Genomic DNA, 21,207 nt, shown 5'->3' on the forward strand with positions numbered 1-21,207 from the left:
GATTGTCGCACCTGCGCCTAGGTCCCTTGTGGAACGAGCAACGCGAAAGGCATTCGTGACCACACGTGATAGGCGCACGCGGAACGTTAAAGGGGCACTCGATCGGAACCAAGTTAAATCCCCGCAAGCTCGGGCCATGCGGACACCGGACGGAGCCTGCGGGAGCAGTGATCCGCTGTGGGCCTCCCCTTCCGACCACGCTGAGGAACATCAGCCGTTACGGGCGGACGTCCTTGTCGAGGGCATCGCGCCATTGCGGTCGAACCCGCCGGCTTCCCTCACACTTCCAGCCATTGCGCGCGAACGTCGCTGTTTGATTTCAGTTGCTCGGGCGTACCTTCGAAGACCACACGACCGTGCCCCATGACGTAGACGCGGTTGGAGATCTTCATCGCAATCGACAGCTTCTGCTCGACGAGCAAAATTGCGACGCCGGCCTGCGCAATGCGGGCGATGAGATCGCCGACCTGCTGCACGATCAAGGGCGCAAGACCTTCGGTCGGCTCGTCGATCATGATGAGATCGGGGTCGCCCATCAGGGTCCGGCACGTCGTGAGCATCTGCTTCTCGCCGCCTGACAGCACCCCCGCAGGCGTATCTGCCCGCGCGGCAAGATTCGGAAACATGTCGAGCATGTCCTGAAGCTGCCATTTGCCGGGACGCCGCGTATCCTTGATGCCGAGGAGCAGATTCTGGCGGACCGTCAGCCCCGGAAAGATGTCCCGATGCTCCGGCACATAGCCGAGACCGAGGCGCGCGATCCTGTAGCTCGGCAGCCCCGCGATGTCCTTGCCTTTGAAGCGGATCGTGCCTTGCGGCGCAACCTCGCCCATGATCGCCTTGACAGTGGTCGAACGTCCGACGCCGTTGCGGCCGAGCAGGCTGACGACCTCGCCTGCCGCAACGTCGAGATCGACGCCCTGGAGAATGTGGCTCTTGCCGTAATAGGCGTGCAGGTCCCTGACCTCCAGCATCAGTGCGCCTCCTCGCCGAGATAGGCTTCCTTAACTTTCGGGTCCCGCCTGATCTCCTCCGGCGTGCCGGAAGCAATGATGTGGCCGTAGACCAGCACGGAAATGCGGTCGGCCAGGCCGAACACAACGCTCATGTCGTGTTCGACGATGACCAGGGTCTTGCCCTCGGTCAGGCGCCGGATCAGCGACACCGCGCGGTCGGTCTCGGCGTGGCTCATGCCCGCCGTCGGTTCGTCCAGCAGCACGACGGTCGCGCCGCTGGCGATGGTGATGCCGATCTCGAGTTCGCGCTGCTCCGCGTAGGTCAACAAGCCGGCCGGAACATCGCGCCGATGCGTCAGATGGATGTCGTCGAGGATTTGCGCCGTGCGCTCGCGCACCTCCGGCAGGCTATCGACGTTCTTCCAGAAGGCGTAACGGTGCCCCGTCGCCCACAGCACGGCACAGCGGACGTTCTCCCAGACCGACATGCGCGCGAATACGTTGGTGACCTGGAACGACCGCGACAGGCCGCGCCGGTTGATCTCGAACGGCCTGAGGCCGGAGATCACATCGCCGTTCAGTCTCACCTCGCCCGAGGTCGGCTTGATGTGGCCACTGATGAGATTGAACGTCGTCGATTTCCCGGCACCGTTCGGACCGATGATGGCGTGACGCTCACCTTGCGCGACGCTGAGATTGAGATCGCGGATGATGCCGACATTGCCAAAGCGCTTCTCAACGGCGCGGACTTCGATCGCTGCCGTCATGCCAAGTACCCCCGATCGCGCGCGACCGTCGCCGCGCGGTCCCATGCCTCGGCGACGCGCCGCCAGCTCAGGCGCGCGACGAAGAAGCCGCCGATGAGGAGGACCGCCGCGCTCGCCCACGTCAGCGGCGACGCCGGACTGAAGGCAACGCCGAACAGGTTGATCGGATTGCCCTGACCGCTATGCGTGCGCGCGATCGATTCGATCGTCAGGATCACACCGCAAGCCAGTGCCAAGGTCGGCACCGCCGCGATCAGATAGGAAGGGATCACCGTCGGCAGAGTTCCGGCGCGAACCAGCGGCCGGTGCATCATGACCAGCCCGGCGATGCCGCCGGGGGACAGCATCACGATGCCGATGAAGATAATGCCGAAATAGAGCTGCCACACGCCGGTGACGCTGGTCAGCCCGAGCTGAAGATAGGTCACGAGGATTGCACCCAGGATGGGTCCGAAGAAGTACGCGACGCCGCCAATGAAGGTCGAGAACAGCACGAGGCCGGATTGGATCGCGCCGAGATAGGCGGCGTTGGCGATCTCGAAGTTGATCGCGGCCAGGCCCCCTGCCACGCCAGCGAAGAAGCCGGCAAAACAGAAGGCGATGTAGCGCACCACGTGCGGATCATAACCGATGAACTGGACGCGCTCGGGGTTGTCCCGCACCGCATTGCTGATTCGCCCCAGCGGGGTCCGCGTCAGCGCATACATCGCGACGGCCGAGATCACCAGCCAGAACGCGATGAGGTAATAGACCTGAAGCTGCGGGCCGAAACTCAAGCCGAAGATCTTCGGCAAAGCCGTGCGGTCGGTCGATATTCCGGACTCGCCGCCGAACACCGAACGCAGGATCAGCGAGGACGACGCCACCAGTTCGGCAATGCCGAGCGAGATCATCGAGAACACGGTACCAGCCCGCTTGGTCATCAGCCAGCCGATGATGATCGCGAAAACGAGGCCGCCGAGTCCACCGAACAGCGGTATGAACGGCAGCGGGATTGGCCAGCCGTGCGAGACCACTGCATTCATCATGTGGCACGCTGCGAAGCCGCCGAGGCCGTAATGCACCGCATGGCCGAACGACAAGAGGCCGGTCTGGCCGAGCAGGATGTTGTAGGACAGCGCGAACACGATCGCGATGCCGATCAGGCTGAAGGACGTCAGCGAGCCGCCGGAGGAGAAGATCAGCGGCAGCACGATCAGCACGGCGATGCCGGCAAGCCATATGCCGTAGAAGCGCAGGCCGTCGCCGGCCGGCTTCCCTGCGATTGTCGATGTCGGCGTCGATGTCGTTTTGGCGTTCATGTCTCGCGCGTCCCCATCAGGCCCATGGGGCGTACGATCAGAATGATCACCAGCAGCAGGTAGGGTACGATCGGCGCCACCTGGGCAATGGTGACGTTCCAGATGTCGGTGAGCACGGACGGCCCTGCCGACGGATCGAGCGGACCGAAGGCGCTCGCCAACGAACCGTTCAGCGCCACCGCGAAGGTCTGTATCAGGCCGATCACCAGCGAGGCGATGAAGGCGCCCGGCAAGGAGCCGAGGCCGCCAAACACGATGACGACGAACAGGATCGGTCCCAGCGCCGCGGCCATGTCGGACTGCGTCACCAGCGCCGGACCGGCGATCACGCCGGCAATTCCCGCCAGCGCGCTGCCGACGCCGAACACCAGCATGAATATGCGTCCGACATTGTGACCGAGATGCCCCACCATATGAGGATGCGTCAGCGCGGCCTGAACGATCAGGCCCACCCTCGTGCGCTTGAGCACCATCAGCAACACGATGAATATCAGGATCGACACGGCCAGCATGAAAATCTTGTAGGCGGGATAATTCGTCGAGAAGATCGTGAAGGCCGGAAAGTCGAGCAGCGCCGGCACGCGGTAATCGACGGGGCTCCTGCCCCACATCATCGCCACGATTTCTTCGATCGCGAACGCAAGACCGAAGGTCAGGAGCAACTCCGCCACATGGCCGTGCTTGTGCGTATTGCGCAGGCCGTAGCGCTCGACCGCCATGCCGATCGCGCCGACCAGCAGCGGAGCCAGCAGCAGGGCCGGCCAGAAGCCAATCCATTTGGTGAGCTGGAAACCGAAGAAGGCGCCGAGCATGTAAAAGCTGGCATGGGCGAAGTTGAGCACGCCCATCATGCTGAAGATGACGGTCAGGCCGCTCGACAGCAGGAACAGCAGCATGCCGAACAGCAGACCGTTCAGCGTCGATATAACGATCAGTTCAAGCACAGTAATCACAGCTCTGGCCGGGACAGAAACGGCCCCGGCGAAGTCGGTCCGGATGCGAGCAGCAACCTTCCCGCGAGCCGCTGTCGGCTGCGGGAAGGCAAAGCTATTCCAGGCTTACGGCCGGGTCATCTTGCAGGTTGTGGGAACCATCGTCTTGGATGTGTCGATCTTGGAAACCAGATGCCATCCCCAGCCGGTGCCTTCCTCGTCGAACGGCTCGTCTGCAGCGAGCTTGCCGAAGGAGGAGATGTAGATCGGCTGGAAGAACTGGTGATCGTCCTTGCGCATGACGCCCTCACCGCCATCCAGCACCTCGAACTTGAGATCCTCGAGGGCAGCCGCGACCCTCACCGGGTCGAGCGAGTTGGCCTTCTCGGCCGCGGCCTTGAACATGCGCATCTCGTTGACGGCGCGCGGATACCAAAGCGACATGTTGACCTTGGCACGGAAGGTCTTTTCGAAGTCCATCGCCGGCTGGTGGCCGGAATTGGCAAAGCCCTCGGTGATCTGGAAGACCTGATGGTCGAGACCGGTCTGCTTGATTGCGGTCGGACCACCAGCGCCGCCGGCATAGTAGGTGTACCAATTGACCTTCAGGCCGGCGTCCGCCGCGGCTTTGAGCAGCAGTGCGATGTCCTGGCCCCAGTTGCCGGTCACGACGCTATCGGCGCCCGAAGCCTTGATCTTGGCGATATAAGGCGAGAAGTCGGTGATCTTCAACAGCGGATGCAGTTCGTCACCGACGATTTGGATGTCGGGCCGCTTGGCGCCCAGCATCTTGCGCGCATCCGCACGCACCGACTGGCCGAAGGAGTAGTCCTGGTTGATCAGGTACACCTTCTTGATCGCGGGGACGTCCTTCATGTAGCTGGTGAGCGCTTCCATCTTGATGTCGGAGCTCGCATCCCAGCGAAAATGCCAGTAGCTGCACTTTTCGTTGGTCAGGCTCGGATCTACGGCGGCATAGTTGAAGTAGAGCACTTCCTTGCCGGGATTGCGCGTGTTGTTCTTGGTAACGAAGTCGGACAGCGCTGCGGCGACCGACGAGCCGTTGCCTTGCGTGATGAAGCGGGCGCCGGCATCGATGGCCTTCTGCGCCTGCACCAGGCTTTCCTGCGGGTTGGTCTTGTTGTCGAGAGGCAGAATCTCGATCTTGCGGCCCAATATGCCGCCCTTGGCGTTGATCTCGTCAGCCAGATACTGGAACGTCTTCAAGCCGCCTTCACCGATGCTGGCGCCACCGCCGGACAGCGGATCGATGTAGCCGAACTTGATTGTTTCCTGCGCGAATGCCGCTCCTCCGAGCATCGTCAGCGCTGCCGCCGCAGCAATTGCGAGCTTGTGCATCCTGGCCTTCTCCCTTTTGTATGTTCTTGTCCTTGGCGATCGAAGCTGACTCACAACGTCGGTCGCGCCCACTCTTCGCTACTCCAATATTGAATACTGTGTAAAGTTTTGGTGCAAGAAGTAATTGCGGCCTCAACGTGAAGATTGCCGCGCGCCGTCCGGAATATTGAATTCACAGGCAACTTTTGGGATCAAAGCCGCGCTCAATCTGCGGCTGTCATCAAGTCCGAACGGGAAAGGATGAAGAGCGCGATCAGGGTCTCAGATTGGTTGCTTTATACCACTGCCCGACGGGGCTTGAGCCCCAAAAGGAACAGCCGCGAAAAATAATCGGCAATCTGCATCGGAGACCAGCTCCGCTCGTCCCTGAACCAGATCGGGTACCAGTGGCCCATTCCAGTCAGAACGCGTTCGGCGAAGTAAGTGTCGACGCTGCGGAAGTATCCCTCGTCGATCCAACACTGGTGGTTTCTCTGGTCCTGCTGGATCGTTGCGAGCACCTGTCTGACATAGTGCTTGCGGTCAACGTCGTTGAGATAGTTGATGTTGTGGTAGGTCGCCTTCGGGCCGCAAGGGGTATCGTGCAGCATCAACAACAGGCGGACTCTCTGGACGACGTAATCGAACGCCCCGAGCCTCAGGTCCTGCAAATATTCTCGAATCCCGATCTCACCGGCCAGACCTCTTCGCAGGCAAGCCAGCAAGAGGCGCTCCTTCTCGCTGAAATGATAATAGATGCCGGCGCGGGTCATGCCTGCCTCCGCCGCGATGCTCTCGAGCGACGTACCGGACGCGCCCCTTCGATTGAAACTGTCCGAAGCAATCGAGAGCATCCTGTCCAGCTTCGCGGCGCGCTTGTTCAATTTCGAGCGGGACTGGAGAAATGGTGCCAGGCTCGGCGCTTCAGGCATGTCCGGTAAGGCAATCTCACGCCGATACACCCCGTGCGTGATGATGTCGTCAATGGCATCAATCGCCTGCTGGCGCGAATAATAGTCGCGCTCGGAGAACCAGAACGGAACCCAATCCAGGATGGAGATGAGGGCGACGGCCGTAAGGAGCGGCTCCTCGCAGGCAATCGAGCCGTCGGCAATGCCACGCTTCAGAAAGTCGGCGAGCAGCGCGGCATTCTGCCAGCGCCTGGCATGCACGTCTTTGCTGTAAGACGCAGCCAGTGCATCGATGTCGGAGAACAGGATCATGCGCTGGCCTTCAGGCCGCAGCCGGGCTCTTATGAAGCGCCTGACGATTTCGAGCCCGTCTATCCCGGGTTCGGCCGCCGTCTCGATTTCGTGCCTGTAGATCGCAAGACCGCGCAGGTAGCAGTGAAAGATCAGGTCTTCCTTGTCGCGGAAGTAGTGGTACAGCGCTCCCGGCACCGATCGAACCGATGCTGCGACCTGCTCCATCGTCACATTCGCATAGCTATGGCGGGCAAACAGCTTGGAAGCCGACACGAGGATCTCTTCAGCTCGGTCGGACGGGAAGGCGGCGACTTGCAAGCTTGAATATCCTTCCTGATCGTGGACGGATTCACCCCGGTGAAACGTCCACTACCACACGTCGGATATTCTTGCCATCGGACGAGGCGTTAGGCCAGTATCGCCCGCAACCCTCGGACGGCGGTGCAAATGAAGACGCAGCCGATGATTGCAGGCGCGCCGTAGATCGACGCCGAACGCCCTATCTCATGCCGTCACGGATCATGTATCCGGCGCCGCGGATCGTGTGCAGCAGCGGGCGCTCGAAGCCCTTGTCGATCTTGGAGCGCAGCCGCGAGATGTGCACGTCGATGACGTTGGTCTGCGGATCGAAATGATAGTCCCAGACGTTCTCCAGCAGCATGGTGCGCGTCACCACCTGGCCGGCGTGCTTCATCAAATATTCGAGCAGGCGAAATTCGCGCGGCTGCAGCGTCAGCTCGTCCTTGCCGCGGGCGACGCGATGCGAGAGCCGGTCGAGCTCGAGATCGCCGACGCGATAAAGCGTCTCCTCGGCGGGACCGCCGCGGCGGCGCGACAGCACTTCGACGCGGGCCAGCAGCTCGGCGAAGGAATAGGGCTTCGGCAGATAATCGTCGCCGCCGGCGCGCAGACCCTTGATGCGGTCATCGACCTGCCCGAGCGCGGAGAGAATCAGCACCGGCGTCGTATTGCCGTTGTCGCGCAATGCGCCGATCAGCGACAGGCCGTCGCGCTTGGGCAGCATGCGGTCGACCACCAGCACGTCGTATTCGCCATTCTCGGCCATGGCGAGGCCTTCCTCGCCGTCGGCGGCGTGGTCGGCGATGTGTCCGACTTCGCGAAACGCCTTGGCGAGGTAATCGGCGGATTCACGGTCGTCTTCGATGATGAGGAGGCGCATCGTGCGTTCGGCGGCGGTCAAGGAGGTCAACCTTCTCTAAACATGGCGCGAGCGGCGACCGCATGCAAGCCGAGCAGGAGAGGCTCGAAGCGGGGAAAAAGGCGGGCGGTGAAGCTGGGGGGACCTCACCGCCCTAGGCCTTCCGACGGAGGGGGGCGTAATTCCACCGGAAGGTAGATGAGGGAAGCCAGCGTTGCGCTGCTTCCCAGAAGGGCACCGGCGGCGGGGGCGACTGATGCCGGCGGTACCCTTCATCTCGTGGGCCTCCTGAAGGCCTCAGCCCTTGGCGATGGGCACCGCGACGAAGCGCGACTGGCCGCCGCTCTTCACGCGCATCAGGACGCTGTTCTTGTTGTCGGTCCGCGCCGCATTGATGGCGTCGCGGACTTCGCCGGCGGTCGCCACGCTCTTGCCGCCGACCTCGAGGATCACGTCGCCTTCCTTGAAGCCGCGTTCGGCCGCCGCGCTCTTCGGATCGACCTCGGTGACCACGACGCCTTCCTTGCCGGCACCGGCCACGGAATTGGCCGGCGCAACGGTCATGCCGAGCTTCGGCACGTCGGTGCCCTTGCTGGCGCCCTTGCCGCTGTCCTTGTCGGTATCGGCCTTGGCCTCGACCGTATTCGGCAACTGGCCGAGGGTGAGATTGACGATCTTGTCCTGGCCCTTGTGCAGCACGTTGAGCTTCACGGACGCGCCGGGCGCCATGCCGCCGATCGTGCGGGCGAGCTCGCGGGCATCCTTGACGGGGTCGCCGTTGACCGCGGTGATCACGTCGCCGGACTCGATGCCGGCCTTCGCGGCCGGACCGTTGGCCTGCGGCTCCGCCACCAGCGCGCCTTCGGCCTTCTTCATGCCGAGGCTGTCGGCGATGTCGGAGGTGACGGGCTGGATCTGGACGCCGATCCAGCCGCGGCTGACCGAGCCCTTGTCCTTGAGCTGCGCAACCACGCTCTTGACGGTGTTGGCCGGGATCGAGAACGCGATGCCGACGCTGCCGCCGGAGGGCGAGTAGATCGCGGTGTTGACGCCCATCACCTCGCCGTTGGTGTCGAAGGCCGGACCGCCGGAATTACCCTTGTTCACGGGCGCGTCGATCTGGATGAAATCGTCATACGGGCCGTTGCCGATGTCGCGGCCGCTCGCCGAGACGATGCCCGCGGTCACGGTGCCGCCGAGACCGAAGGGATTGCCGACCGCGAGCACCCAGTCGCCGATCCGCGGTTTGCTGTCGGCGAGCTTGGCGAACGGGAAGTTCGTGCTGCCTTCGACCTTGATCAGCGCGAGGTCGGTGCGCTGGTCGGTGCCGATCACCTTGGCGGTGTAGGTCTTGCCGTCGTCGGTGGTAACCTCGACCTTGTCGGCGCCATCGACCACGTGGTTGTTGGTCACGGCATAGCCGTCAGCCGAGATGAAAAAGCCGGAGCCCTGCCCCTGCACGACGCGGCCACGGCCGCCCTTCAGGCCGGGGGGCAAACCATCCGGACCACCGAAGCGGCGGAAGAAGCGCTCCATCGGCGAGCCCGGCTGGAACGGCGAGGAGGAATCGTCGCCGTCGTCATTGCTGGCGGTCTTCTCCTTCATGTTGACCTTCACCGAGATCACCGAAGGCTTCACGCGCTCGACCACGTCGGCGAAGCCGACCGGACGCTCGACCTTGCGGACCTCGTTGTTGACCTGCGCATGCGCCGGGCTGGAGAACAGGTCGGCCGGCGAGGTCGACGGGCTGAAGCCATAGACGGCCGCGCCGAGACCGGCGACGACCGAAGCCATCAGCGCGAGCTTGCGCGCGGAAAACACCGACCGGCGCGGCTGCCGGTAGGACGGGAGGTTCGAAAGGTCGATACGATCGTTCATGCGGAAATCTCCAGAGCCCTGAATTCCTGTTGGTGCCGGATGCCGGCACCTTGCGGACCTGAAGATGGGGACTCCCGCCTTACCGCGCGCTGGCGGCGGGGTTAAACTTTCGTAATGATGGTCGGGGCCGATGCGGCAGTTTAGCACAGGCCAAAAATCGTGGCCTTACAGGAACTTAATCGAGTTCCCCCGACCACGCGCCAAGCGCGAATTCTGGCCCCTCAGCTCGCCCTGACACTGACGATGAACTCGTCGACTTCGCGCTTCAAGGTCTCGGCCTGCCGCGACAGATCGACGGCCGAATCCCTGGCTTCGGCCGCCATGCGGCCGGTCTCGGCCGAGGTGGAGGTGATCTGGACGATATGGTTGGAGACGTCGAGGGTTCCGCGCGCGGCGTCCTGGGCGCTGCGCGTGATCTCCTGGGTGGCGTTGCGCTGCTGGGCGGTGTCGACCTCGATGCCCGACATGATCGACGAGATCTCCGACAGCGTCCTGGAAATGCCGTCGATCGCGCCGCGGGTCTCCGCGGTGATGCCCTGAATGCTGGCGACCTGCGAGGTGATCTCCTCCGTCGCCTTACTGGTCTGATGCGCCAGGTTCTTCACTTCCGAGGCGACCACCGCAAACCCCTTGCCCGCTTCGCCGGCCCGTGCCGCCTCGATGGTGGCGTTGAGCGCCAGGAGATTGGTCTGCGATGCGATCGCCTGGACGAGCTGGACGACCTCGCCGATCTTTTCGGCGGCATCCGACAGCGTGTGAATGGTATCGCGGCTCTTCTCCGCCTGGCTTGCAGCGCCCTCGGCGCGCTGGGTCGCGTCCGTGACGCGGCGGCTGATCGTGCCGATCGAGTTCGTCATCGCCTCGGCAGACCCTGCAACCGTCTGCACGCTGGCGCTGGCCTGGCTCGCCGCGCTCGCGACCGCATTGGCCTTGGTGCTGGTGTCGTTGGCGGTCCGCGACAGCGTCTCCGCGTTGGTCTTCAGATGCACGGCCGATGACGCCACGCTGGCGACGACACTGGCGACAAGATCGTTGAAGCGCTTGATCCTGTTATCGAGGAATTTCGACCGCTCGGCCTGGTGCTGCGCTTCATGCAGCTGCTGCTCGGAGAGGCGGCGCCGCTCGAGGCCGTTGGTCTTGAACACCTCCAGCGCACCGGCAAGCAGGCCGATCTCGTTGGTGCGGCCGAGCCCCGGAACTGATGTCTCGAACTTCTGGTCGGCAACCTCGCGCATGGCATGCACGATGGCCGCGAGGGGATTGAGTATGCCGTTGCGCACGGCGAACCAGGTCGTGAAGCAGATCGCGAAAGCGACGACGGCGATCACGCCGCAGGCGACCAGGAAATAAGAAAACGCGGTCTGCGCCTGCTGGTAGATCTGCATGGCATGGTCGCGCGCCGGGCCGCTCAGCGCGGCGAAGTTCGAGGACAGGCTGGTGATCTCGTTGTTGAGATAGAGCACCGCGATGAAGCCGGTGCCGCCGCCGATGCCAAGCAGGAACAATAACGCAGCGACGACGGCGCCGACCAGGAAGCGGATCGTCAGATTGCTGTTCGCGAACATCGGGGGACTCAGGAGCTGGAATCAAATCTCGCGACAAGCTTCCAGACAAAGGTCAATTTAGCATGAACCACGCAGCCGTTGCCGCGCACTGCGTGGCACGACGTAGACGGCTTCAGGGCGATTTGGGTTCGTCCGACATCAAGGCCGCGAGCCGTGCCTTCTCGTCGGGCGTGAGCGGCGGTGCCGGTACGTCCACACCAGTTCGCGAGCGGCGGCGGATTTGCAGCCACAGCGCCAGGCCGCCGCCGATCAGCAGCACCGGCCCGAGCAGCCACAGCAGCAGGGTCTGCAGCTCGAAGCGCGGCTTGAGCAGCACGAACTCGCCGTACCGCGCCACCAGGAAATCGAGCACCTGCGAATTGCTGTCGCCGGCCGCGATGCGCTCGCGCACCAGCAGTCTGAGATCGCGTGCCAGCGGCGCATCGGAATCGTCGATCGACTGATTCTGGCAAACCATGCAGCGAAGCTCGCGCGACAATTCGCGCGCGCGCGATTCCTTCACCGGATCCGGCATGATCTCGTCGGGCTGCACGGCGTGGGCCGCCGGCAAAGCCAGCAACACCAACGCGATGAACGCGGCCATCATCCGGCGCATCGGGTCATTCCGCGGGCTGGAGGCGCTGCTTGGCCCGCGCCGGCTTCGGCGCGCCGACCCGCAGACGGCGGTCGGAGAGTGAGAGCACGCCGCCGAACGCCATCAGCACCGGTCCCCACCAGATCAGGAGAACCAGCGGCTTGTGATAGATGCGCACGGCGATGGCGCCTTCGGCGGTGGCGTCGCCGAGCGAGACGTAGAGCTGGCTCGCGCCGCTGGTCAACAGCGCGGCTTCCGTCGTCGAGGAGCCGCGGGTGGTGAAGCTGCGCTTGGACGGCGTCATCACCGTGACCGCCTCGCCATCGCGGCTGATCTTGAACTCTGCGATCATCTCGCGGTAGTTCGGGCCCTGGCGTTGAAACAGCCCGTCGAGCTTCAGATCGTAGCCGGCGACATGGGCAGTCTCGTTCGGTTTCATGGTCGCGATGTATTCGCTGTTCCAGGTGGTCTCGCAGACGATCCCGATCAGCGCAACGCCGAGGCCGGCATGCGCGAACGCGGTGCCCCAGGCCGAGCGCGGCAGGCCGCGCGCCCGGTGCAGCACCGTTGCGAACGGCAGGCGCACCAGGCCCGTCCGTTCGACGAGGTCGGTGACCGCGCCGGCGATGACGAAGACGCCGAGCCCGATCGCGAGCGGTGCCAGCGCGCTGCCGCCCCGCACCCAGGCCCAGACGATGGCGACCACGACCAGCCCGGCAACGCCGGCCGCGAGCAGGCGCTGCATCACGCCGAGCAGGTCGCCGCGCTTCCACGCCAGCATCGGCCCGAACGGCACCGCGAGCAGCAGCAGCGCGAACAGCGGCGCGAAGCTCAGATTGTAGAAGGGTGCGCCGACCGACATCTTGAAATCGGCGAGCATCTCCATCGCGAGCGGATAAAGCGTGCCGAACAGCACCACGGCGCAAGCCACCGTGAGCAGCAGATTGTTCAGCACCAGCGCGCCCTCGCGCGAGATCGGTGCGAACAGGCCGCCCTGCTTCAGCGAGGTGGCGCGGCCCGCGAACAGCGAGAGGCTGCCGCCGATGAACAGGCACAGGATCAAGAGGATGAACACGCCGCGGGTCGGATCGGTGGCGAAGGCGTGCACCGAGGTGATGACGCCCGAGCGCACCAGAAAGGTGCCGAGCAGCGACAGCGAGAAGGTCAGGATCGAGAGCAGGATGGTCCAGACCTTCAGCGCGTTGCGCTTCTCCATCACCAGCGCCGAATGCAATAGCGCGGTGCCGGCGAGCCAGGGCATCAGCGAAGCGTTCTCCACCGGATCCCAGAACCACCAGCCGCCCCAGCCGAGCTCGTAATAGGCCCAATACGAGCCCATGGCGATGCCGAGGGTCAGGAAGATCCAGGCGACCAGCGTCCAGGGCCGCACCCAGCGCGCCCAGGCCGCATCGATCCGTCCCTCCATCAGCGCCGCGATCGCGAAGGAGAACGAGATCGAGAAGCCGACATAGCCGAGATAGAGCATCGGCGGGTGCACGGCGAGACCGATGTCCTGGAGCACGGGATTGAGATCGCGTCCCTCGATCGGGGGGCTCGCGATGCGCAGGAACGGGTTCGATGTCATCAGGATGAAGAGGTAGAACGCGCTGGCGACCCAGGCCTGCACAGCCAGCACATGCGCGCGCAGCGAGAGCGGCAGATTATTGCCGAAGCTGGCGACCAAGCCGCCGAACAGCGCGAGGATCAACACCCACAGCAGCATCGAGCCTTCATGGTTTCCCCACACGCCGGTAATCTTGTAGAGCAGCGGCTTCATCGAGTGGGAATTCTCGTAGACGTTGGCGACGGAGAAATCCGAGTTCACGTGCAGCATCACCAGCGCGGTGAACGAGGCGCCGACGAACAGCAGCTGCGCCAGTGCGGTCGAGCGCGCCACGTTCATCAGGGCGGCGTCGCCAAGGCGCGCACCGACCAGCGGCACGACGGACTGGATCAGTGCGAGGGCGAGCGCCAGCACCAGCGCGTAATGTCCTGATTCCGCGATCACCGCACCGCTCCCTGCGGATTGCCCTGCGCGGTCGTCGCCGCGGGGGTGGCAGCGCCAGAAGCTTGGGTGCCGGAACCTTGGGTACCGTAATCGTCCTTCCAGTGCCCCTGCTTCTTCAGGGCATCGGCGACGTCCTTGGGCATGTAGGTCTCGTCGTGCTTGGCAAGGACGGTATCGGCCTTGAACACGCCGTTGGCATCGAGTGCGCCTTCCGCGACGACGCCCTGCCCTTCGCGGAACAGATCGGGCAGAATGCCTTTGAAGGCGACCGGCAGCTTGGCGTTGCCGTCGGCGACCTCGAACGTCACCGCAAGATTGTCGCCGCGCTGGAGCGAGCCGGGCTGCACCAGGCCGCCGAGGCGAAACCGCTTGCCGGGCTCGACATGCTTCTCGGCGACCATGGTCGGGGTCGAGAAGAACACGATGGAGTCGCGCAGCGCGTTGAGCACCAGCGCGGCCGCGAGCGCGAGCACGGCGAGCGATCCGCCGATGATGGTCATACGTCGCTGCTTGCGCGTCATGGCGTATCCGTTCTCCGCATCTGTCGTCCCGAAATCATCCGCCGATCCCGAGAGTCTTCAGGCCTTCGTTGAGCTGGCGCAGCCGCTCGGCGTTGCTGGCAACCGCCTGCCGGGCATCGGCCGAAGCGCCCATTGCCTTGTCCCGCTCGCCCATCACCAGATAGGCGCGCACCAGACGCAGCCAGCCCTCGACATCGTCGCCGTTCTGTTTCAGCCGCGTCGCGAGACGATCGACCATGCCGCGCACCATGGCGTTGCGATCGGTTTCGGCCATGTCCTTGGAGGCAGCAATCGTCTCGTCGGACAGCGCCGGCAGCGTGCCGCCGCCACCGACCCGCGCCAGCGAGGACTGCACCAGGGCACGCCACGGCGCATCCGCAGGCGCTTTCGCAAGCAGCGCGCGCCAGATATTGGCCGCGTCGTCCTTGCGGCCGTCCTGCTCGGCGGCAAGGCCCAGAAAGTAATTCGCCTTGGGATCGTCGGCGTTCAAGGCGTGTGCGCGCTCGAATTCGGCCTTGGCCTCGGCGGTCACCACGCCGCCGGCGGCAGCCGAGATCGCTTCGCCGAGATCGGACCGGCGCTCCGCGCTCTCACCGTTGTAAGTGAGCGAGTTGCGATAGGCGCGCACCGCGTCGTCGAAGCGGCCGAGCCGCTCCAGAACCGGCGCGAGCACGTTCCAGCCGCGCCCGTCCGTCGGATTCTTCTCAAGATGCTGCTCGACCTGCACGACGAGGTTCTCGAGCGACTGCGCCATGCCACCCCCGCGCTCCCGCTGCGCAAGGGGAAAGTCCTGCAGCCGGGGCGAGCCGAGTGGCATGTAGACGCCGGCCGCGATGAGCGGCAGTCCGGCAAGCGCCAGCACGGCCGCCGCACGGCGCCATTTGAGGTTCGACTTCGGCGCCGTTGCCGGCTCGCTGGCCGCCGCCGCGAGCAGCCTGCGGCTGACCTCGACGCGCGCAGCCTCCGCCTCCGGCGCCAAGATCAACCCTGCGGCGAGATCACGCTCGATCTCGGCCAGCTGGTCCTTGTAGACCGCGACCTCGCTGCCCTGATCTTGTGCGCGGCTGGTGCGGCCAAGCGGCAAGAGCACGGCGAAAATCGCCGCGACCGTCATCAGCGCGAACACGAACCATAGCGTCATCTGGCAAGCTTCCGGCGGCGCCCGAACCGCGCCTGTAGGTGCCTTTACACCACGGCCGGACGATGCGGCAATTGACAATTGTCAAGGCGGCGCAACCGCATGTAGTGCCGAAAAGGTGAAAATCCAACGGCTTAGCCGATCTCGAAGTCGATACTTTGCGCGGCCTGCTCGCCGTGCCCGTCGAAGGCCTTCAGGAAGTATGTTCCCGGCTTGATTGCATCCGGCAATCTGATGCGCAGCGCTCCGACCGGAACCCGAGATGCAACCCTGGTGGCGGTCTCAGGCAGCTGCCGATCGCTGGCCTTCTCGACCAGCACCACCTTGGCTCCAACCATCAGCCGTTGATACTTGGCAACGATGACGCGGTTCTCAATTTCAATCGAGCTGATGACCGGTTTCATGCGCCTACAGATGGAAATTTCCAGACTTGCACCGCGAAAGTACGGTGCGCCATCGGCGTCGTCAACTTAAAATTGTGATCAGGAAAAATGCGCGCCAATCAGCCTGCGCGCGACGATTTGCGCTCGCCCGTGAGTGCATTTTCGGCGGCCCGGCTCATCAATGAGGCGTAATCGTCGCCGAACAGCACCTGGCAGAAGCGGATCGCGGCCTGCACCTGCTGCTGCCGATAGGTGCGGACCTTGTGATCGGCGGCACGCAGCGACTGCACCAGCTGCTCGGTCGACCGTTCCACATATTGCTGGAGATCGGAGAAGGTACGCAGCGTCACCTCGTTGATCGCAAGCTCGCTCGCATAGTTGCGGCACGTCGCGACGAAGTCGATCAGTGCCACCGTTTCCTCGACTTCGGTGCTGTCGATCCGCGCGCCCGGCGGAATGTCCTTTTCGGGGCGCTGGCGCAGGATGCGGCGGACGCGGCCGGGAACGCTGTCGATCTCGGACTGCAGCGCATTGGAGATGTCGGCCCGGATCGACGTCAGTTGCTTGCCCCAGGTCGAATCGTTGCGCAGGTCGAGCTCGGTGCGCAGTCCGCGCACGCCGTCGTGCAGCGTCTTGAGGTTGCCGGCGACATTGTCGAAATGGCCGCGCTTGATGTCCATGCGCAGGACCGCGGCGACGCAGGACAAATCGTGCAGGGCCATCGTGACGGCCATACCGTAGGGCGTCGCCGCGACGCGGATCTCGTCATCGGACGCCGCTATCTTGACCGCAAGGCGGATGATCTGCCAGGGCGCGGTCATCCGCTGCACGACGATCGACAAGGCGAAAGGCAGCATCTGCGGCGTCTGAAGCGCCGGAATGTTGAGCGCCGACGTCACCGAGGCGATCTGGGAATCCCCGAAGGCCCGCAAGGTGCGCGGCAATTTCTCGTTCAATGTCGCAATGGCGTCCCGGACCTGGAGCACCGCACCGATCGAATAGAGATCCTCGATCACGTTGGGCGGTCCGACCCGGGCCAGCGCCCGCGACTTGTCGCCGCCGCCCGGCCCCGTCAGCTCGAAGATGGCGTCCGCGGCCACCGCCTGAAGCTTCTGCGCCAGGGCTTCGACCTGCCCAGCACTGTCCGCCGGCATGCGCGCCAGCGCCGCCTCGAATTCGTTCACCTTGTCCGGTGCGCCGTCACGGCCAAGCCACTGCCAGATCGGCTGCAGCGAGGAGCGGCGAATCTGGCCGGCCCTGACAGGAGTGCCCGCTTCGACGAGGAACGGTTCCAACACCTGGAATAGGAGCCGCGACAGATCGTCCGTGCGCGGCGGCAAAGCCTCGTCGGCCTCGCTCTTGCGGACGATCTTGCGCAGCTGCTCGAGCACGAGGGTGGCCACCGCCGTGTCCTGGCCGCGCTCCAGCGCACGCTCGAACTCCCGCATCAGCAGTGCCTGCGACTGCGGCGGGAGCTGCGCGAGATATTCCCTCAGCCGCTCGATCGATGTCTGGCTCATGCGCCCGGGTAATGCACGGTAAAATGGCGGACATGGGATGGGTCCGGCGCGATCATAGGGGGTCCCCACTTAAGAAGCCGTTTAGGAAGCTGCCTCGAATGCCTCCCATGCTTCGCTGGAGGAGCCTCGGCCACGCCGGAAATTGTCGTCGAAACAAGGGATTATAGTCCGGGAAGAACCAGCTCGGCGCGCAGACCCCCAGTCGGAGCGCTGCCGAGCGAAAGGCTGCCGCCATAGAGGGCCGCGAGGTCGGTCACGATCGACAGCCCCAGTCCCGACCCGGGCTTGGACTCGTCGAGGCGCTTGCCGCGCCGGGCGACCTGGGCGCGCTCGGCTTCCGACAGACCACGGCCGTCGTCGTCGACGATGACCCGCAAACGCGGGCCGGCGCCGGCCCGCTGTTGCGGCTCGACCAGGACCTCAATGAGGACGCGGGAGGCCGCCCATTTGCAGGCATTGTCGACGAGATTGCCGACCATCTCCTCAAGATCCTGCCGCTCGCCCCGGAACTTGGCGGATGGATCGGCCTTGGCCTCGACCACGATGCCGCGGTCGCGATGGATCTTCTCCATGGTCCGCCGCAGCCCCTCGATGGCAGGCGCTACCTCCGTCACGGTCGCGACCACCGAGACCCGTGCCGCGATGCGGGCGCGCTCCAGATGATGGGCGATCTGGTCGCGCATCACATCCGCCTGCTCCATCACCTTCTCCGCGAACGGATCGGCGGCATGCGCGCTGGCTTCGTTGACGATGACCGAAAGCGGCGTCTTGATCGCATGAGCGAGATTGCCGACATGGGTGCGCGCCCGCTCGACGATCTCGCGATTGGCGTCGATCAGCGCGTTGGTCTCGCGCGCCAGCGGCGCGATCTCGACCGGGAATTCACCCTCGAGCCGTTCGGCCCGCCCGGAGCGGATGTCGGCGATCGCGTCCGAGATGCGCTTGAGCGGTGCAAGGCCGAAACGGACCTGGAACACGGTCGTCAGCAGCAGCACGATGCCGAGCGCCGTGAAGGTGCCGCCGAGATAGTAGTCGAAGCTGCGTGTCTCGTCGAAAATCTCGGTATCGTCCCCGGCGACGCTGACCAGAAATTTGCCGTCGGCACCGAGATCGACCGGCCGTTCCACCATGCGCAGATTCTGCCCTTCCGGCCCGTCGACATAGGCGAGGCGGATGCCGGCGGCGGTGAGCTCGGCACCCTGCTCTTCGAGCTTCGGTAGCTTCTTGTCCCAAAGCGAGCGCGAGGAGCGCACTTCCGGCTTTTCGGTGTCGGTCCGCGTGATCTGCCAGTACCAGCCGGACAGCGGCAGGTCGAACAGGGGCTCGCCAAGCGACTGGAACTGGCGGTCCGGCGGCTCATCGGGCGTTGCGACCTCGGCGATGAGGGTGCGCAAATAGAGATTGAGCCGGCGGTCGAAGGCGCGCTCGGTGGCGTTCTTGTAGACCGACGACAGCACCACGCCTGTGATGGCCAGGATCACCACGAGCCAGGCGGTCGCCGACAGGAACAGTCGGTTCGCAAGCGAGCTAGCGGCCATCGGAATGATCCCGGGCGGCGCAGGATAGCAGGTGGTCGGACGTCATGACCGGACCAAGGGCCCTGTTCGGCCTCCCGTCAAGCCAAGATACTTCAAAGGCCGGAACGCCTCAGGCGCCCGGGGCCGGCGGCGGGGTCAGGAGATAGCCCAGGCCGCGGACGGTCTGGATGATGTCGACGTCGAGCTTCTTGCGGATGCGGCCGACGAAGACCTCGATGGTGTTGGAGTCGCGGTCGAAATCCTGGTCGTAGAGATGCTCGACCAGCTCGGTGCGCGAGACCACCCGCCCGGAATGGTGCATCAAGTAGGCCAGAAGCCGATATTCGTGCGAGGTCATCTTGATGGGATTGCCCGACACGCTGACCCGGCCGGTTCGGGTGTCGAGCGTAACCGGGCCGCAGGTCAATTCGCTCTGGGCATGGCCGGTGGAGCGGCGCAGCAGGGCGCGGATGCGCGCCAGCACCTCCTCGAGGTGGAACGGCTTTGCGACGTAGTCGTCGGCGCCGGCATCGAAGCCCTGCACCTTGTCGCTCCAGCGGTCGCGTGCAGTGAGGATCAGGACCGGCATGGTGCGGCCGTTGCGGCGCCAGGCTTCCAGCACCGAGATGCCGTCCTTCTTCGGCAGGCCGATATCGAGCACCACGGCGTCATACGGCTCGTTGTCGCCGAGATAGTGCCCCTCCTCCCCGTCGAAAGCCCGATCGACGACATAGCCGGCGTCGGTCAGCGCCTTGGTGAGCTGGCGATTGAGATCGGGGTCGTCCTCAACAACGAGCAGGCGCACGCTTCTCTCCAAGGATAGGCTGCAAGAACAGGCGACATGAACACCGCCACAGATGAGCAATTCCGGCGTGAACTGAATATGAACGCAGGGAACCGGGCTACGTTACTTTTTGGTCATATACGACCCGGCGCGCGCAAATGCGACTGCGCCCACCATGCCGCCGGAGGAGCCGGTGGCATGGTGGGCGCAACGTGCCGCATCGCGCGGCGAGCCGGAAGGTGCCGGCGTGCTGATCCGGCCGTCAGGTCCGGAAGAACACGAACCAGACGACGGCGAGGATCAGGATCGCAAGCCCGGTCGAGATGGCGAGCAGCGCCGCCACCGAAGGTCCGGGCTCGCCCTGGCGCGCCTCGGTCGGAGTTTCGACGATCCGGTTCTGCTCTCGCCTGGTTGCCATGGTGACCTCGATCTGTGGCTGTCGCGTCGGATGGCCGCGACCTCCTCGGCGATGAATTGCCGGGGCAACGCGTCATCTCGGGCGATGTTCCGGTCCAGCAAACACGGCGCAGGCGGGGATTAACGCCGTTGCAAGATTCCGCGCCGGCGGTTGCTATGATTCGCAACTGGGCGATGGTATCCTCAAAGCTTGTCCGCTGTTGCGTCTGGAGTAGCCCATGGCCCCCCGCGCCAATTGGAAGGGTTTTCTGCGTCTGTCGCTCGTGACCTGCCCGGTCGCGCTCTATCCGGCCACTTCGGATACGGAGAAGGTTTCGTTCAACCAGATCAACCGCAAGACCGGCCACCGCATCAAGTATCTCAAGGTCGATGCCGAGACCGGCGACGAGGTGACGTCCGAGGACATCGTCAAGGGCTACAAGGTCGACACCGACACTTATATCGAGGTCACCAAGGACGAGCTGGACGACATCGCGCTCGATTCCACCCACACGATCGAGATCGACGAGTTCGTGCCCAAGGCCGACATCGACAACCGCTATCTGATCCGCCCCTACTACCTCGTGCCGGACGGCAAGGTCGGCCACGACGCCTATGCGGTGATCCGCGAGACCATCCGCAGCATGGACAAGGTCGCGATCGGCCGCGTGGTGCTGACCAACCGCGAGCACATCATCGCGCTGGAGCCGCTCGAGAACGGGCTGATGGGCACGCTGCTGCGCTACCCCTACGAGGTCCGCAGCGAGAAGGAATATTTCGACGACATCCAGGACGTGAAGCTGACGAGGGACATGCTCGACCTCGCCAAGCACATCGTCGAGAAGAAGTCCGGCGCGTTCGAGCCCGAGCTGTTTGAGGATCATTACGAGACCGCTCTGATCGATCTCATCAACAAGAAGCGCAGCGGCATGCCGATCACCGCCAAGGCCGCACCGAAGACCGGCGGCAACGTCATCAGCTTGATGGACGCGCTGAAGAAGAGCATCGCGAACGAGAAGGACGCGGCCCCCGCGGCGAAAGTCGCCAGGGACACGGACAAGGAGACCGCCAAGGACACCAAGGCCAAGAAGCCGAAGAAGCGCGTCGAGGGCCAGCGCGAGATGCTGCTGCCGATATCAGGCAAGGGCGGCAAGGACGCTGCGGCGAAGGCTGCGACCACGCCGAAGAAGGCCGCCGACAAGCCGGTGCGCGCGCCGGCGCGGGCAAAGAAGGCCGGCTGACAGCACCACGCCCCGCGATCACGC

At 64.4% G+C, this 21,207-nt stretch carries 19 protein-coding genes; 1 reads left to right on the plus strand and 18 read right to left on the minus strand.

From position 1 onward, the window contains the following. Positions 1 to 278: 278 nt before the first annotated feature. The 18 genes from ACTEK7_RS08550 to ACTEK7_RS08635 form a co-directional block, all read right to left on the minus strand. Positions 279 to 974: an ABC transporter ATP-binding protein gene (locus ACTEK7_RS08550; RefSeq protein WP_036005758.1), complete on the minus strand. Its 696-nt coding sequence runs from the start codon at positions 972 to 974 to the stop codon at positions 279 to 281. Next, complete coding sequence (locus ACTEK7_RS08555) at positions 974 to 1,723, minus strand: ABC transporter ATP-binding protein (RefSeq protein WP_036005761.1); 750 nt, start codon at positions 1,721 to 1,723, stop codon at positions 974 to 976. Before ACTEK7_RS08555 ends, ACTEK7_RS08550 begins: the two co-directional genes overlap by 1 nt. Then, positions 1,720 to 3,024, minus strand: coding sequence for a branched-chain amino acid ABC transporter permease (locus ACTEK7_RS08560; RefSeq protein ID WP_225111756.1), 1,305 nt, complete (start codon positions 3,022 to 3,024; stop codon positions 1,720 to 1,722). The genes ACTEK7_RS08555 and ACTEK7_RS08560 overlap by 4 nt, the downstream gene beginning before the upstream one ends. Next, complete coding sequence (locus ACTEK7_RS08565) at positions 3,021 to 3,968, minus strand: branched-chain amino acid ABC transporter permease (RefSeq protein WP_036005767.1); 948 nt, start codon at positions 3,966 to 3,968, stop codon at positions 3,021 to 3,023. Before ACTEK7_RS08565 ends, ACTEK7_RS08560 begins: the two co-directional genes overlap by 4 nt. A gap of 114 nt (positions 3,969 to 4,082) precedes the next feature. Continuing rightward, a complete protein-coding gene (locus ACTEK7_RS08570; RefSeq protein WP_225145985.1) occupies positions 4,083 to 5,315 on the minus strand; it encodes a branched-chain amino acid ABC transporter substrate-binding protein in 1,233 nt (410 codons plus the stop codon). A gap of 275 nt (positions 5,316 to 5,590) precedes the next feature. Further along, complete coding sequence (locus ACTEK7_RS08575; protein ID WP_225145986.1) at positions 5,591 to 6,817, minus strand: TetR/AcrR family transcriptional regulator; 1,227 nt, start codon at positions 6,815 to 6,817, stop codon at positions 5,591 to 5,593. Positions 6,818 to 6,998: 181 nt separating this feature from the next. Further along, a complete protein-coding gene (locus ACTEK7_RS08580) occupies positions 6,999 to 7,679 on the minus strand; it encodes a response regulator transcription factor (RefSeq protein ID WP_057027240.1) in 681 nt (226 codons plus the stop codon). A gap of 276 nt (positions 7,680 to 7,955) precedes the next feature. Further along, positions 7,956 to 9,536 (minus strand): Do family serine endopeptidase, encoded by a 1,581-nt coding sequence (locus ACTEK7_RS08585; RefSeq protein WP_036035199.1) that lies wholly within the window; start codon positions 9,534 to 9,536, stop codon positions 7,956 to 7,958. Between the two features lie 221 nt (positions 9,537 to 9,757). Then, a complete protein-coding gene (locus tag ACTEK7_RS08590) occupies positions 9,758 to 11,101 on the minus strand; it encodes a methyl-accepting chemotaxis protein (protein WP_036035201.1) in 1,344 nt (447 codons plus the stop codon). 112 nt (positions 11,102 to 11,213) lie between these two features. Next, positions 11,214 to 11,696 carry a cytochrome c-type biogenesis protein gene (locus ACTEK7_RS08595; protein WP_036005780.1) on the minus strand — a complete coding sequence of 161 codons (483 nt, stop codon included), beginning with the start codon at positions 11,694 to 11,696 and terminating at the stop codon, positions 11,214 to 11,216. 4 nt (positions 11,697 to 11,700) lie between these two features. Beyond that, positions 11,701 to 13,683, minus strand: coding sequence for a heme lyase CcmF/NrfE family subunit (locus tag ACTEK7_RS08600; RefSeq protein ID WP_225139470.1), 1,983 nt, complete (start codon positions 13,681 to 13,683; stop codon positions 11,701 to 11,703). Next, on the minus strand, positions 13,680 to 14,204 hold the full coding sequence (gene ccmE / locus ACTEK7_RS08605; RefSeq protein WP_057027208.1) for a cytochrome c maturation protein CcmE: 525 nt from the start codon (positions 14,202 to 14,204) through the stop codon (positions 13,680 to 13,682). Before ccmE ends, ACTEK7_RS08600 begins: the two co-directional genes overlap by 4 nt. Before the next feature lie 34 nt (positions 14,205 to 14,238). Next, positions 14,239 to 15,345, minus strand: coding sequence for a c-type cytochrome biogenesis protein CcmI (gene ccmI / locus ACTEK7_RS08610; RefSeq protein WP_036005789.1), 1,107 nt, complete (start codon positions 15,343 to 15,345; stop codon positions 14,239 to 14,241). A gap of 131 nt (positions 15,346 to 15,476) precedes the next feature. After that, a complete protein-coding gene (locus ACTEK7_RS08615) occupies positions 15,477 to 15,746 on the minus strand; it encodes a hypothetical protein (protein ID WP_036005792.1) in 270 nt (89 codons plus the stop codon). 98 nt (positions 15,747 to 15,844) lie between these two features. Next, positions 15,845 to 17,245, minus strand: a complete 1,401-nt coding sequence (locus tag ACTEK7_RS08620; RefSeq protein ID WP_036023270.1) for a hypothetical protein — start codon at positions 17,243 to 17,245, stop codon at positions 15,845 to 15,847. A gap of 161 nt (positions 17,246 to 17,406) precedes the next feature. Further along, positions 17,407 to 18,783, minus strand: a complete 1,377-nt coding sequence (locus tag ACTEK7_RS08625; protein ID WP_225145987.1) for a sensor histidine kinase — start codon at positions 18,781 to 18,783, stop codon at positions 17,407 to 17,409. 109 nt (positions 18,784 to 18,892) lie between these two features. Beyond that, on the minus strand, positions 18,893 to 19,567 hold the full coding sequence (locus ACTEK7_RS08630; protein WP_036005801.1) for a response regulator transcription factor: 675 nt from the start codon (positions 19,565 to 19,567) through the stop codon (positions 18,893 to 18,895). A gap of 241 nt (positions 19,568 to 19,808) precedes the next feature. Further along, a complete protein-coding gene (locus tag ACTEK7_RS08635) occupies positions 19,809 to 19,964 on the minus strand; it encodes a hypothetical protein (RefSeq protein ID WP_167361642.1) in 156 nt (51 codons plus the stop codon). 217 nt (positions 19,965 to 20,181) lie between these two features. Between ACTEK7_RS08635 and ku the strand changes: the two genes are divergently transcribed. Further along, positions 20,182 to 21,183, plus strand: coding sequence for a non-homologous end joining protein Ku (gene ku / locus ACTEK7_RS08640; RefSeq protein ID WP_036005804.1), 1,002 nt, complete (start codon positions 20,182 to 20,184; stop codon positions 21,181 to 21,183). The last annotated feature ends 24 nt before the right edge of the window (positions 21,184 to 21,207 follow it).

Source organism: Bradyrhizobium sp. JHI2711 (assembly GCF_056156565.1).

Excerpts from the sequence above, each read along its gene's own strand:
- ACTEK7_RS08550 (WP_036005758.1), bottom strand. The coding sequence starts at position 974 with ATGCTGGAGGTCAGGGACCTGCACGCCTATTACGGCAAGAGCCACATT.
- ACTEK7_RS08555 (WP_036005761.1), bottom strand. The coding sequence starts at position 1,723 with ATGACGGCAGCGATCGAAGTCCGCGCCGTTGAGAAGCGCTTTGGCAAT.
- ACTEK7_RS08560 (WP_225111756.1), bottom strand. The coding sequence starts at position 3,024 with ATGAACGCCAAAACGACATCGACGCCGACATCGACAATCGCAGGGAAG.
- ACTEK7_RS08570 (WP_225145985.1), bottom strand. The coding sequence starts at position 5,315 with ATGCACAAGCTCGCAATTGCTGCGGCGGCAGCGCTGACGATGCTCGGA.
- ACTEK7_RS08580 (WP_057027240.1), bottom strand. The coding sequence starts at position 7,679 with ATGCGCCTCCTCATCATCGAAGACGACCGTGAATCCGCCGATTACCTC.
- ACTEK7_RS08585 (WP_036035199.1), bottom strand. The coding sequence starts at position 9,536 with ATGAACGATCGTATCGACCTTTCGAACCTCCCGTCCTACCGGCAGCCG.
- ACTEK7_RS08590 (WP_036035201.1), bottom strand. The coding sequence starts at position 11,101 with ATGTTCGCGAACAGCAATCTGACGATCCGCTTCCTGGTCGGCGCCGTC.
- ACTEK7_RS08595 (WP_036005780.1), bottom strand. The coding sequence starts at position 11,696 with ATGCGCCGGATGATGGCCGCGTTCATCGCGTTGGTGTTGCTGGCTTTG.
- ccmE (WP_057027208.1), bottom strand. The coding sequence starts at position 14,204 with ATGACGCGCAAGCAGCGACGTATGACCATCATCGGCGGATCGCTCGCC.
- ccmI (WP_036005789.1), bottom strand. The coding sequence starts at position 15,345 with ATGACGCTATGGTTCGTGTTCGCGCTGATGACGGTCGCGGCGATTTTC.
- ACTEK7_RS08615 (WP_036005792.1), bottom strand. The coding sequence starts at position 15,746 with ATGAAACCGGTCATCAGCTCGATTGAAATTGAGAACCGCGTCATCGTT.
- ACTEK7_RS08620 (WP_036023270.1), bottom strand. The coding sequence starts at position 17,245 with ATGAGCCAGACATCGATCGAGCGGCTGAGGGAATATCTCGCGCAGCTC.
- ACTEK7_RS08625 (WP_225145987.1), bottom strand. The coding sequence starts at position 18,783 with ATGGCCGCTAGCTCGCTTGCGAACCGACTGTTCCTGTCGGCGACCGCC.
- ACTEK7_RS08635 (WP_167361642.1), bottom strand. The coding sequence starts at position 19,964 with ATGGCAACCAGGCGAGAGCAGAACCGGATCGTCGAAACTCCGACCGAG.
- ku (WP_036005804.1), top strand. The coding sequence starts at position 20,182 with ATGGCCCCCCGCGCCAATTGGAAGGGTTTTCTGCGTCTGTCGCTCGTG.